The 12,017-nt window shown below is 69.8% G+C and carries 10 protein-coding genes and 2 pseudogenes; 8 read left to right on the top strand and 4 right to left on the bottom strand.

From position 1 onward, the window contains the following. Positions 1-107 precede the first annotated feature (107 nt). Positions 108-1,223: a cytochrome P450 gene (locus ABZW30_RS12065; protein ID WP_355670955.1), complete on the top strand. Its 1,116-nt coding sequence runs from the start codon at positions 108-110 to the stop codon at positions 1,221-1,223. 65 nt (positions 1,224-1,288) lie between these two features. On the opposite strand, the gene ABZW30_RS12060 is transcribed toward ABZW30_RS12065, so the two are convergent. Then, complete coding sequence (locus ABZW30_RS12060) at positions 1,289-2,224, bottom strand: helix-turn-helix transcriptional regulator (protein WP_355670954.1); 936 nt, start codon at positions 2,222-2,224, stop codon at positions 1,289-1,291. A 361-nt stretch (positions 2,225-2,585) separates the two neighbouring features. After that, positions 2,586-3,113, bottom strand: a complete 528-nt coding sequence (locus ABZW30_RS12055) for a transposase (protein WP_355670953.1) — start codon at positions 3,111-3,113, stop codon at positions 2,586-2,588. 267 nt (positions 3,114-3,380) lie between these two features. On the opposite strand from ABZW30_RS12055, the gene ABZW30_RS12050 reads away from it, so the two are divergent. The 4 genes and pseudogenes from ABZW30_RS12050 (at position 3,381) to ABZW30_RS12035 (ending at position 5,759) form a co-directional block, all read left to right on the top strand. Continuing rightward, positions 3,381-3,671, top strand: coding sequence for a DUF6444 domain-containing protein (locus tag ABZW30_RS12050; protein WP_355670952.1), 291 nt, complete (start codon positions 3,381-3,383; stop codon positions 3,669-3,671). Between the two features lie 141 nt (positions 3,672-3,812). Further along, positions 3,813-4,449 (top strand): annotated as a pseudogene (locus ABZW30_RS12045) (winged helix-turn-helix domain-containing protein). Next, positions 4,365-4,931, top strand: coding sequence for a transposase (locus ABZW30_RS12040; protein ID WP_355671073.1), 567 nt, complete (start codon positions 4,365-4,367; stop codon positions 4,929-4,931). The pseudogene ABZW30_RS12045 and the gene ABZW30_RS12040 overlap by 85 nt, the downstream one beginning before the upstream one ends. 81 nt (positions 4,932-5,012) lie before the next feature. Then, the gene (locus ABZW30_RS12035; RefSeq protein ID WP_355670951.1) at positions 5,013-5,759 is read left to right on the top strand and encodes a hypothetical protein; all 747 of its coding nucleotides are present in this window, start codon (positions 5,013-5,015) and stop codon (positions 5,757-5,759) included. 325 nt (positions 5,760-6,084) lie between these two features. Here the strand turns inward: ABZW30_RS12035 and ABZW30_RS12030 are convergent, their stop codons facing one another. Continuing rightward, complete coding sequence (locus tag ABZW30_RS12030; RefSeq protein ID WP_355671077.1) at positions 6,085-6,339, bottom strand: hypothetical protein; 255 nt, start codon at positions 6,337-6,339, stop codon at positions 6,085-6,087. A 406-nt stretch (positions 6,340-6,745) separates the two neighbouring features. On the opposite strand from ABZW30_RS12030, the pseudogene ABZW30_RS12025 reads away from it, so the two are divergent. Next, positions 6,746-8,829 (top strand): annotated as a pseudogene (locus ABZW30_RS12025) (thioredoxin domain-containing protein). 102 nt (positions 8,830-8,931) lie between these two features. Then, on the top strand, positions 8,932-9,795 hold the full coding sequence (locus tag ABZW30_RS12020) for a GNAT family N-acetyltransferase (RefSeq protein ID WP_355670950.1): 864 nt from the start codon (positions 8,932-8,934) through the stop codon (positions 9,793-9,795). A 5-nt stretch (positions 9,796-9,800) separates the two neighbouring features. Here ABZW30_RS12020 and ABZW30_RS12015 read toward each other — a convergent pair whose 3' ends face one another. Continuing rightward, positions 9,801-10,166 carry a hypothetical protein gene (locus tag ABZW30_RS12015; protein ID WP_355670949.1) on the bottom strand — a complete coding sequence of 122 codons (366 nt, stop codon included), beginning with the start codon at positions 10,164-10,166 and terminating at the stop codon, positions 9,801-9,803. Between the two features lie 69 nt (positions 10,167-10,235). On the opposite strand from ABZW30_RS12015, the gene ABZW30_RS12010 reads away from it, so the two are divergent. Beyond that, positions 10,236-11,993 (top strand): alpha/beta hydrolase, encoded by a 1,758-nt coding sequence (locus ABZW30_RS12010; protein WP_355670948.1) that lies wholly within the window; start codon positions 10,236-10,238, stop codon positions 11,991-11,993. Positions 11,994-12,017 lie beyond the last annotated feature (24 nt).

Genomic DNA, 12,017 nt, shown 5'->3' with positions numbered 1-12,017 from the left:
ATCGGGGCCGAGGGATGACATTGCTCGATGTTGACCTGCTCGATCCACAGGTGCACGCCACCCGTGACCTGGCCGAGGTCTTCGGGTGGCTGCGGGAGCACGATCCCGTGCACTGGCACGACGGTGCGCCGGGCTTTTGGAGCGTGACCCGGCACGCCGACGTGATGCGGGTCGTGCGCGACGAACAGCGCTACACCTCCTTGTACGGCAACATGCTCGGCACGCTGCTGCGGGGCCACGACCCGGGTGCCGGCAAGATGCTCGTGGTGAGCGACGGGACGTACCACAAGGCGCTGCGCCGGTTGCTGATGAGCGGATTCGGGCCGAGGTTCCTCGGCCCGATCACCGAGTCGATCGCCCGGGCCACCCGCACGCAACTCAGGGCGCTGGTCGCTCGTGGTGGCGGTGACTTCGTCTCCGAGGTGGCCGCGCAGGTACCGCTGCAGGCGATCTGCGAGCTGCTGGGCGTGCCCGCGCGCGACCGGGGCGAGATCTTGGAGCTGACGAATTCCGCCATGCTTGCCGCGCCTCCCGGCGAGGCCGTGAGCTCGCAGGCGCGGATCGCGCAGAGCGAGCTCCTTCTCTACTACATCTCCCTGGCCGCCGAACGCCGGGACGCACCCGGGAGCGACATCGTCAGCCTGCTCGTCCAGGGAGAGGTGGACGGCAGGAAGCTGACCGAGGAGGAAGTGCTCCTCAACTGCTACAACCTGATCATCGGGGGTGACGAGACGGCGCGCCTCGCCATGGCGGGCGGGCTGCTCGCCCTCGTCGAGCACCCGGCCCAGTGGGCGCGGCTGCGCTCCGACCCGGGTCTGGTGGACAGCGCCGTCGAAGAGGTCCTGCGGTGGACGACGCCGGCGCGGCATGTCGGCCGAACGGTCCTGTCGGACACCGATTTGGGCGGGCGCACCCTGCGCGCGGGCGATGTGGTGGTGCTGTGGAACATCGCCGCGAACCGGGACCCCGCGGTGTTCTCCGAGCCGGAGGTCTTCGACCTGGCGCGTACCTCGAACCGGCATCTGACCTTCGGCTACGGTCCGCATTTCTGCATCGGTGCGCAGCTCGCCCGGGCGGAGATCCGGACGATGCTGGCGGAACTGCGCACGACGGTCTCCGCGATCAGACGGGCCGGGGAGGCGACGCGCATCCCGTCGACGTTCATCACCGGTCTCGAAACCCTCCCCGTCGAATTCGTACCGGCCGGGGGGCAGGGAAGCTGACGGGGGGCGCCACGGCGGCGGCGGCCGTGGCGCCCCCCGCCCGGCCGCAACGCCTCGTTCCGCTCTCAGGTATCGCGTTCCAACAGGTGGAGCTTGTGGATCAGATACCCCGCGTGCAGCCGGTTGCGGGCGTCGATCCGCTGCATGATGCCCGACAGGTGGCGCTGATACGTGCGCAGCGACATGCCGAGGCGTTTGGCGATGATCTTGTCCTCGTGCCCCTCGACGAGAAGGCGGATCACGCCGAGCTTGAGGTCCTCCGAGATGCTAAGGACGTGCTCACGGTTGTACGCGCAGGGGAACGGGGTCCCTTGGGACCACGACCGCTCGAAGGAGGCGACCGCGAAGTCCACCACGTTCGGGTCGCGCACCACGACGGCGCCCTCCGGGTGGTCCCGCAACGGCATGACGGCGACCTCACGGTCGAAGACCAGCAACTCGGCGAAGGCGTCCCCGACGGTCCGGACCTCTGCCCCCCGTTCGGCGAGCGTGCCAACGAACTCCACGGTCGGCTGGCTGAATTGGGCGGTGTGGTGGTATAGGGCGCGGACTTCCGCCCCCCGCTCGAGCATGCGCGCGGCGTGCTCTCGGGTCTCCTGCAACGCCGCCTTCGGCCGGGCACCGCCGGGCTGGGAGGCGAGCATTTCCTTGGTACAGCGTGCGACGAGTTCGGCGATGGCTCGCCGTGCACCCGCGGGGTCCGTGATCACCTGGGTCGCGTACCGGTCCATGTGCCCCAGGGCGCTGGACTCGTAGATCGGTGTCAAGGCGGCCAGCCCGGCGTAGGCGCGGTCGAACTTCCGCTGGTGTTCCTGGAGTGCGTGCATCGCCGGCAGCAGTACGTCCGCGCTCGCGGTGGCAGGCGGAACGGCGACGAGTCGTTCCGGATCGCCACCGTTCTCGCGCAGGAGTCCGAGGTCCATGAGCTGGTGAACAGCCGCGAGCGCTTCGTCCTCCGCCGCGGATTCGGCGGCGACCATGAGCAGTTCGGCTCTGGACACCTCCTGCCGCCCCGCCGCGTAGGCGTACAGCGTGACGCCGATGTCTCCGATCGGTGCGTCCGATTCGCCGGGCTTCGCCGCGCGGAAATCCGAACGCCCGTCCCTGACCATGCTGTGCCGAACCAAGGATCCCCCCCGCGCGTGGATCACACCGCCCCCATTACGGCATGCACATGTCCACGCGTTCGGTGCGGACCATATCTCAAAACCGGCTCTCCTGTCGCTTCTGTGGGTCGCCGAGAAGGGCAAGCATAACGAATGCGCCGTATCCGGAGCAGGTTTCGATTGCTAAAGGTACGAAACGAACCAAGTGGGACGTTGCGTGCGAAGTCCGGGGGTATTCAACAACTTTGATTAGGCGTCAGCCTCTTGGTAGGCATTCACGAGGTTGACCTCGATCCTTCAACTGGCCTCGATTCGTCGGGGCGGTAAGTCGCTGATGGGCTCGGTGATTCGCCCCGTTTGTCCCTCGTGATCTGGGTGGGGACCTTCGCGTGTCGCTGCGGCTGCGCCCGGGTTCCACGGCACCGGGGTTGTGCGGGCTCCTCCTCCTGTTCTCGTCGGGTTGTTGGCGGCGGGTCAGTTCAGTGCGGGCAGTTGGCTGAGCCGCTTCCAGCAGGTGGCGAACGCGCCAGGGCCAGGGCCAGGTGCGGGAGAGGGTGAGCCAGCGGTGGCGGACGTGGCGGGTCAGCTTGGCCGGCAGGTGGTAGAGCCGGTAGCGCATGGTGGCCGGCTCCGCGTCGGCGAGGTCGGCGTGATCGTGCAGGCCGAGCAGCCGGGACCAGGCGTCCAGGTCGGCGGCGAGGTTGCAGGTGAGCATCCAGGCGCGGTTCACGGTCCAGTCCTGGCTGGGCAGGTTGTGCAGGCCGACGTCCTTGTTGCAGCGCACCCGGTCCTCGACCTGGGCTCTGGCCCGGCCGAGGGGTGGGTGCGGCGCACGAGCGGCCGCATGCCGTCCGGCCAGCCAGGACGGGTGTTTAGGCCGGTGAGTTCGGCGATGTGTGCCGTGCTCACGGTGGTGCCGCCCTGCGTGAGGGTGTCCTGCCAGACGTCCTTCGGCAGCAGCGCGATGGCCCGCTCTTCGGCGGCGGTCATCTTCCAGCCGACCAGGTAGCGCTTGGTGTTGAGGGCTTCGAGGTGGTCGAGGAGGTCGTGGGTGGCCCCGGCGCCGTCGATCCGGATGAGGATCTTCGCGGCCGAGGCCGTTGCTGAGCTCGCTGCGTCGCGTGAGGACCGCCTCGCGCTGATTGCTGTGCTGCGCGAGCAGAACGTGGTGCTGGCTGAACGCTGTGCGGGGCTCGAAGAGCAGAACGAGCGGCTGACCGCGCGGGTGGCGGGGTTGGAGCGGCGGCTGGACCGCAACTCGAAGAACTCCAACTTCCGGCCCTCGCAGGACGTGTTCGGCCTGCGAGGTAACGAGACGGCGGCGGCTGGCGCGCCTGTGTAACTACTGACTTCGGCTCGTCGGGGTGAATGGTCCCGAATCGCCTGACGGGCGCGTTGTGGTGGCTGTATCCGATGGTGTGTGAGATATGCAGATGGGGGCGGGCTGACCGCCGCGGGACGGCTGCGCCGGGAGACGGTGCGGATGCAGGCTGCCGAGCTGTTCGAGCAGGAGGTCAAGCCGACGGAGGTGGCCCGGCGCCTGCAGGTGAGTCCGAAGTCAGCCTACCAGTGGTACCAGTTGTGGCGTGAGGGCGGGGTCGAGGCGCTCGCGTCACGCGGCCCGAGCGGGTCGCGGCGCCGACTGCCCCCGCGCTGCCTGGAGAAACTCGCCGCGTATCTGGACCAGGGCCTAGCCGCAATGCCGGTGACTTTGCGTTCTGCCGCGGCCCTCTGCCCGAAGCATCGCCACAGGTCAGCGGCTCGCGATCGCTGTTAAGTCAGTGGCATTGGGCCTAGCCGCGCGCGGCTGGGTGGAGGACCAGGTGTGGACCGCCTCGCGGGTCGCCACGCTGATCGGGCGGAAGTTCCACGTCTCGTTCAGCGTGTCCGGGGCGACGAGGCTGATGCACCGGCTGGGCTTCAGCCCGCAGGTGCCCGCGCGCAGGGTTGCCGAGTGCGACGAGCAGGCCGTCACCGTGTGGAAGGAGGCGACCTGGGCGGAGGTAAAAGCGTCCGGGCGGTCTGCAGGGGCTGCATCTGCTTCGAGGGCGAAGCAGGCTTTACCCGCCGGCCGCCCAAAGGCTGCACCTGGGGCCGACGCGGCCGCACGCCGGTCGTGACCGTCAGCGGCCGCCGCTCGGGACGCCTGTCCGTGGCGGGACTGATCTCCCTGCGGCCCGGCTCGTGCACCCGGCTCTGCCACCGCCTGCGAACCCACCCCGCAGGTAAGGGCCAGTGCCGAAGCATGGGCGAGCGCGACTTCATCGCCCTGGTCGACGGAGTGCATCACCTCGTGAAGGCGCCGATCGTGCTGGTCTGGGACCGCCTGAACACCCACGCCTCCCATGCCATGCGCGAGTTGGTCGCCGAGCGCGCCTGGCTGACGGTCTTCCTACTGCCCGTCTACTCGTCCGACCTGAACCCGGTCGAATGGGTCTGGGCACACGTCAAGCGCAGCCTCGCCAACCTCGCCGTGGTCGCCCTCGACCGACTCGAAGCCCTCGTCCGCAACCGGCTCAAGCGCCTGCAATACCGGCCCGAGATCCTAGACGGCTTCATAGCCGGCGCCGGCCTGACCCTCGACAACCCAACCTCACCCTGACGAGCCGAAGTCAGTAACGGAGCGGTTGCGGAGGAGGAGCCCGGTCGGCTTCCCCTGACCGGCCAGGGGGACTCTGATGCGATGAGTTCGATGTTGATGTCGACCATCCAACCGGAAGGCAGACGGCTCGCTTCCGCTATCGTGTACGCAATGAGCGATGTGGAGATCTGGCGTGTGCCGATCACGCACGGCGGCGCCGCTGCGGCAGAGGCGGCTCGATTTCTCCTCGACAGCGAGGAGTTGAGGCGACTGGAAGCACTTGATCGGCCAATCGGCCGAGGAGAATATCTCGTTGCTCACGTTGCAATGAGACTCGTACTGGCAGAGCGGCTTGGGTGCGACCCTCACGACGTCGTACTGGAGCGTGAGCCGTGCATTGAATGCGATGGCCCTCATGGTCGCCCCATGGTAGCAGAAACCGGGGGGGCGGTGTTTCCTGCACCATATTTCTCATTGTCGCACAGGCAGGGCCTGGCGGTCATTGCCGTCTCAGCCAACCCTGTCGGCTTGGGCATGGAACTCGCGGACTTGCATACCGATAATTCCACCGGAGCGGAATCGCTGGACCTCACCGCACGCCTAGTTCGCGAGAAGGCGTACGTAAAGGGCACGGGACTGGCTGCCAGTTCCTCTAGCGCCGAGTTGACCGCCTTCAGCTTGACGGATCCAGCATCGATACCGGACTCACTTGGATTCTGGCAGTTGGCAACAGTTCCAGTACCGCCCGGATTCGTCGCCGCAGTCGCAGTACATACTCTCGGAGATTCGAAAACTGTGCGCCTGCACGTGGGCGATCTCGACCTGGCGCGGGCCCTTGGAGTGACTTGAGGCCCGAGGCACCGGCCAGGTCGGCAGGACCCGGAACCAACTATTTCTGCAGGTCGGGAGCGCCACAAGGGGGCGCCAAGGTTTTCTGACCACCTGCTGCGGCAGCACGTACTACAGCGGCGGATCTTGCTGATGTGATCGGTTCGGTTCGTGCGGACGGAGGTGTGCCGGTAGGGGGTCGCCGGTCGCTGGTAGTGGCTGACGGCGGCTGCGGTCTGGTGTTCGACGCGCCAGTGGTGCCGGCGGAGGACCTCGGCGTCGTCGTGGCGGATGGCCGGGTTGGTGAGGGTCAGGAGTCCGGCGGTGACCGAGAGGGTCAAGCAGATCATCGGGCCGGATCGGGATGCTTGAACATCAGGGGCGGTGGTGCTCCGGGCAGCGTGGGGGCCGTTTTGGTCAACTGTGTTGCTTTGTTGGTGAGTTCGGCGGTCTCGGCCAGGTGTCGAGAGCGCTGGACAGCGATGGCGGCGATGATGGCGTCGTAGTGTCGCTTGATCTTCCGTCGCAGGTCGAGGAAAGCGGGGATGCGGCAGCGCTGGGCCCAGGCGAGCCGGCGATCGAGGGCGGCGACGGCGGCCACCAGCCCCTCGGCCTTCGCGATGCGGTAGACGGTGCGCAGGCCTTCGAGTGGTTGGGCGTCAGCGTGCGGCGGCCAGGGCCGAGGCCAGGTGGCGGTCGGCGCGGGGCAGCACGAGCACGCGGCCCGATCACGACGTCCTAGGGGAGCAGGTCAGACGCGGCGGACGCTGTCCCGGCCGCTCCGACCGGGCGGGCCCGCAGCATGGTCTCGCGCAGTTCGCCCCCAGAGAGGGAGGGGCGACAGCGGTGGGTACCCCTGATCGATCGCCGAGGCCTGGTCAGCTCACGAGCGCCGAGCTCACAGACTCGCCGGTAGTAGACGCCGAGACACAAGCTGAGGCGCAAGCCGCCTGGCCCGGCCGCGCGGGAGCTGGGCCGGGAGGTCCGGGTCGTGCGACGATGCCGGTATGAACCGACTCGCGAACGCGACGTCGCCGTACCTGCTCCAGCACGCCTCCAATCCGGTGGATTGGTGGCCATGGGGAGAGGAGGCGATCAGTGAAGCCAAGCGGCGGGACGTGCCCATTCTCTTGAGTGTGGGCTATGCGTCCTGCCACTTATGCTTCCAGTAATTCACTGGTGTCATGTGATGGCGCATGAGAGCTTCGAGGACGCCGGGCTCGCCGAGTACCTGAACGAGCGGTTCGTCGCGGTCAAGGTGGACCGGGAGGAGCGGCCGGACGTCGACGCCGTGTACATGGAGGCCGTGCAGGCGGCGACCGGGCAGGGTGGCTGGCCGATGACGGTGTTCCTCACCCCGGCGAAGGAGCCGTTCTACTTCGGCACGTACTTCCCGCCGAAGCCCCGGCACGGGATGCCGTCCTTCCGGCAGGTGCTGGAGGGTGTGGACGCCGCCTGGCGGGACCGGCGGCAGGAGGTCGGGGAGGTCGCCGGCCGGATCCGGGCCGACCTGGCCGAGCGGGCCGCCGTCTACTCGGCCGGCGCCCACCACCCGCCGGGCGAGGCGGACCTGCACCAGGCGCTGGTCGCCCTCAGTCGGGAGTTCGACCAGAACCGCGGCGGCTTCGGCGGGGCGCCCAAGTTCCCGCCGGCCATGGTGGTCGAGTTCCTGCTGCGCCACCACGCCCGCACCGGCTCGGAGGCGGCGCTGGAGATGGCCGTCCGCACCGCTGAGGCGATGGCCCGCGGCGGCATCCACGACCAGCTCGGCGGCGGCTTCGCCCGATACTCCGTGGACGCCGACTGGGTCGTGCCGCACTTCGAGAAGATGCTCTACGACAACGCCCTGCTGCTGCGCGCCTACCTGCACCTGTGGCGGGCCACCGGCTCCGTACTCGCCCGACGGGTCGCGCTGACCACCGCCGACTTCCTGCTGCGCGAACTCCGCACGCCCGAAGGCGCGTTCGCCTCCGCACTGGACGCCGACAGCCTGGACGAGGAGACCGGAGCCACCGCCGAGGGCGCCTACTACGCCTGGGATCCGGGCCAGTTGGTCGACCTGCTCGGCCCGGCCGACGCGGCCACCGCCGCCCGGCTGTTCACCGTCACCGCCGACGGCACCTTCGAGCACGGCACCTCCGTGCTCCAACTCCTCGCCGACCCCGAGGACTTCACCGAGGACCCCGCCGAGGGCCGCACCGAGTACGAGGCGATCCGCGCCCGGATGTTCGAGGCCCGGGCGACCCGCCCCGCCCCGGCGCGTGACGACAAGGTGGTCGCCGCCTGGAACGGCCTCGCCATCGCCGCACTCGCCGAGACCGGCGCCCTGCTGGACCGCCCCGACCTGGTCGACGCCGCCGAACGCGCCGCCGACCTGCTGCTCGCCGTCCACCTCACCCCCGACGGGCGGCTGCTGCGCACCTCCCGGGACGGCCGGGCCGGCGCCAACGCGGGCGTCCTGGAGGACTACGCCGACACCGCCGAAGGCTTCCTCGCGCTGTACGCCGTCACCGGCGAGGCCTCCTGGCTGCAACTGGCCGGCGCGCTGCTCGACACCGTGCTCGAGCACTTCACCGACGAGGCCTCCGGTGCGCTCTACGACACCGCCGACGACGCCGAGGAGCTCATCCGCCGCCCGCAGGACCCGACCGACAACGCCACCCCGTCCGGCTGGACGGCCGCCGCCGGCGCCCTGCTCACCTACGCCGCGTACACCGGCTCCGACCGCCACCGCACCGCCGCCGAGCGAGCCCTCGGCATCGTCGGAGCGCTGGCCGGGCGGGCCCCGCGGTTCATCGGCTGGGGCCTGGCCGTCGCCGAAGCACTGCTCGACGGGCCGCGCGAGATCGCCGTCGTCGGCCCGGCCGGCCACCCGGCCACCGCGGCGCTGCGGCGGGCCGCCCTGCTGGGGACGGCGCCGGGGGCCGTCGTCGCGGTGGGGGAACCGGGGGACACCGAAGTCCCCCTGTTGGCCGACCGGCCGCTGGTGGGCGGGGCGCCCGCCGCGTACGTGTGCCGGCACTTCGCCTGCGATGCGCCGACCACGGAGCCGGCGGTGCTGGGGGAGCGGCTCGGGGCTGCGCTCGGGTGACGGCGGGCGGGTGGCGACGGCCGGGTGACGGGGGCCGGGTGACGGCGGCTCGTGGGCGAATAATCGCTGGCGGGTGGCGGCCGGTCGGGGCGAGCATGGGCCATGACCTGGACCCTCAGTACCTCGCTCGACGATTTCCGCGATCAGGCGGGTGACTTCCTGGCCGCCCGCCCGGCCGAGAACACCGTCCTGCTCACCATCGCCCACCGGCTGGCCGAGGCCGGACTCGACGTGTTCGGGGAACGCCCGCCGGTCTTCGGATGGTGGCGCGGCGGGGACGGCGGCGCGGTCGAGGGCGCCTTCCTGCAGACCCCGCCCTTCCCGCCCCGGCTCTCCGCCATGCCGCCGGCCGCGGCGGCCGAACTTGCGGTGCGACTGGCCGCCGCCGGAGCCGAGTTCACCGAGGTGACCGGGATCGGCGGCGGAGCCGAGGCGGCCCACGCCTTCGGCGCGGCCTGGACGGGCGCCACCGGCGCCGAGCGGACCGTCAGCGTCAACGAACGGCTCTACCGGCTCGGCGAGTTGACCGACCCGCCGCGCCCGCCGGCCGGCCGCCACCGGCTCGCCGAACCGGCCGACCGTGAGCTGGTGATCGGCTGGTACCACGAGTTCCTGGCCGAGGCCAAGGTCCGCCTCCCCGACGTGCCCAAGGCGGTCGACGAGAAGATCGCGAACGGCGGCATCCACCTCTGGGAGGACGACGGCCACCCCGTCTCCGTGGCCGGCACCAGCCCGGTCCTCGCCGGCATGTCCCGCATCGGCCCGGTCTACACCCCCGCCGACCTCCGCGGCCACGGCTACGCCAGCGCCGTCACGGCGGCCGCGTCCGCACATGTGCTCGGGCTGGGGGCGCAGGAGGTGCTGCTGTACACGGACCTGGACAATCCGATCAGCAACTCGATCTACCAGCAGATCGGGTACCGGGCGGTGGAGGACGCCGTGGTGCTGGACTTCGAGGCGCGGTAGGGGAGTTACGCGTCCTTGGTCAGGTGTCCGCCGGTCACGCCGACCACCTTGGTGTCGAAGGGGTCGGAAGCCGCCGTCGTGGTGGGCGGCGGCAGATGGTCGGCATTCAGGTACGTCTGCGCACAGGTGATGAGGTTGCCCCCGGCCGACTTCATGTCATTGGAGAGCCCGTCCAGCAGCGTCTTCCAGGCGCTGCTGCACCCCGTCAGCGCCGCCCCGCTCTGCCAGCCGGCCAGGCTCCCGGCGGCCTCGGTGCTCGGCTCCGCCAGCTTCGCGGTTTCCTCGGGGACCTTCCCGGCCACCGTCACCGCGTTGTTCCCGGCGGCGGTCAACTCGCCGGGCTTGACCGTGAATCCCTTGCCGTCAGCCATCGTGTCCCCCCGGTGTCACTGTGGCAGTTGTGGAGGTTATGGTAGCGCCGAGTAGTGGGGGGAACACTCATGGCTGATCCAGACCAGAAGGCGGGAGCGGGCCGCCTCGATTTCGCGAGCTTGAAGAACGCCAAGCCGGAGGACCTGCACGCGGCGGGGGACGCGTACGACGCGCTGCACAAGGCGCACATGCAGCACGCCTCCGACTGGAAGAGCGGCACCACCGACCGGGTGCACGGGTCCGGATGGAGCGGACCGGCCGCCGACGCCGCGATCCCCTCGCTGGACGCGACCACCACCCAGCTCCACGCCGCCGAGACCGAACTGGCCTCGATCGGCCAGACCCTGCGGGACCACGCGGACCTCTTCGTGCTCGCCCAGTCGAAGCTCCGGCAGGCCGTCGTGGACGCCGGTGCGAAGGGCCTGACGGTCAGCGACGACGGGACGGTGAGCTGGCCCGCGTCGAGCGGACCGGTGGACGCGGGCCAGGAGGCGAAGCAGAAGACGGCGGCCGAGGACATCTCCAGGCGGATCGGTGCCGCCATCACCGAGGCGAGCGCGGCCGACCAGGCACTGGCCGGACTGCTCAACGGCTTCACCCAGCACGCCACCAGCAAGTCGGGTCTGACGCTCGCGGTCGCCGAGGCCGATCAGAAGGCGACGAACAGTCCGGGCGCGCCCTACCTGAGGGACATGCCGGCGGTGGGGGCGCCTCCGACAGAGGTCAACAGCTGGTGGAACAACCTCGGCCCGGACGGACGCCAGTGGTTCGTCGACCACCACCCGGAGAACATCGGGAACCTGGACGGGATCCCGGCGGAGGTGCGGGACCAGGTCAACCGGAAGTACCTGGACAAGCGGCTCCGGGATCTCGACAACCTGGGGCGGCCGCGTACGAAGGACGAAGAGGCGGAGTACAAGAAGCTCAAGCCCATCCAGGAACGCCTCAATCAGGACTCCGATGCGAAGGATGGCCGCCCGCACACCTACGTTCTCGGCATCGGCACCGAAGGCCAGGGCCGCGCGATCCTTTCCTTCGGCAACCCCGACACCGCCACCGACATCTCGTCGTACGTGCCCGGCATCACCACCACCCCCGACTCGCTCGGCCGCGCGAAGCCGGGTGCCACACCCGGCACCAACGAGGCGGAGAACGCGCTGAACGTCTGGCGGGAGGCCAACAAGAAGGCCAAGTCCGGTGGATCGGTGGCGTCCGTCGTCTGGCTCGGTTACGACCCGCCCGACGTCGATATGAGGGCGACCACGCCCAAGCAGGCGTTGAACGGCGCGCCCGATTACGCGAGGTTCGTCACCGGGCTCCGGGCGGCCAACACGAGCGGCCAGTGTCCACACATCACCTCGGTGGGGCACAGCTACGGCTCGCTCCTGGTCGGACAGGCCACGAAGATGGCCGCCCATCACGGAAACTACACGCTGCCGGACGACGTGGTGATCATCGGCAGTCCTGGCGTCGGCGTGACGCATGCTTCGGACCTGGGGATGCCCGCCGGCCATGTGTGGGCAGGTGCAGCGAACAACGACCCGGTCACTCAAATTCCCTCGGCGGCGGCCGCGGCGGTGCCTTGGCCCTTTGGCGGGGTGGTCGGGGCTGACCCGCACGACCTCTGGTACGGGAGGGACCCGTCGAGCGACTCCTTCGGAGCCAAGCGGTTTACCGTCGACGGCTGGAGCAAGTCGGGGAGCTGGGTGGACTTCGGGATGCACACCAAGTACCTGGCCCCGGAGACGGGCGGTCCCTCGCTGGGCAACGTCGCCGCGATCGTCTCAGGCAAGCCCGATGACGTTCATCTGACTGAGGGCCGATGACGGCCCGAGGGAAGGTAATCGGTT

This window comes from Kitasatospora sp. NPDC004669 (assembly GCF_040609455.1).
In the GTDB taxonomy this organism is placed as follows: Bacteria; Actinomycetota; Actinomycetes; order Streptomycetales; family Streptomycetaceae; genus Kitasatospora.
Note: the sequence above shows the minus strand (reverse complement) of the source record. Positions and strands in the feature narration are given on the sequence as shown.

Coding starts and splice junctions, on each gene's coding strand:
- ABZW30_RS12035 (WP_355670951.1), top strand. CDS start 5,013: ATGAGTTCGATGTTGATGTCGACCATCCAACCGGAAGGCAGACGGCTC.
- ABZW30_RS12020 (WP_355670950.1), top strand. CDS start 8,932: ATGACCTGGACCCTCAGTACCTCGCTCGACGATTTCCGCGATCAGGCG.
- ABZW30_RS12015 (WP_355670949.1), bottom strand. CDS start 10,166: ATGGCTGACGGCAAGGGATTCACGGTCAAGCCCGGCGAGTTGACCGCC.
- ABZW30_RS12010 (WP_355670948.1), top strand. CDS start 10,236: ATGGCTGATCCAGACCAGAAGGCGGGAGCGGGCCGCCTCGATTTCGCG.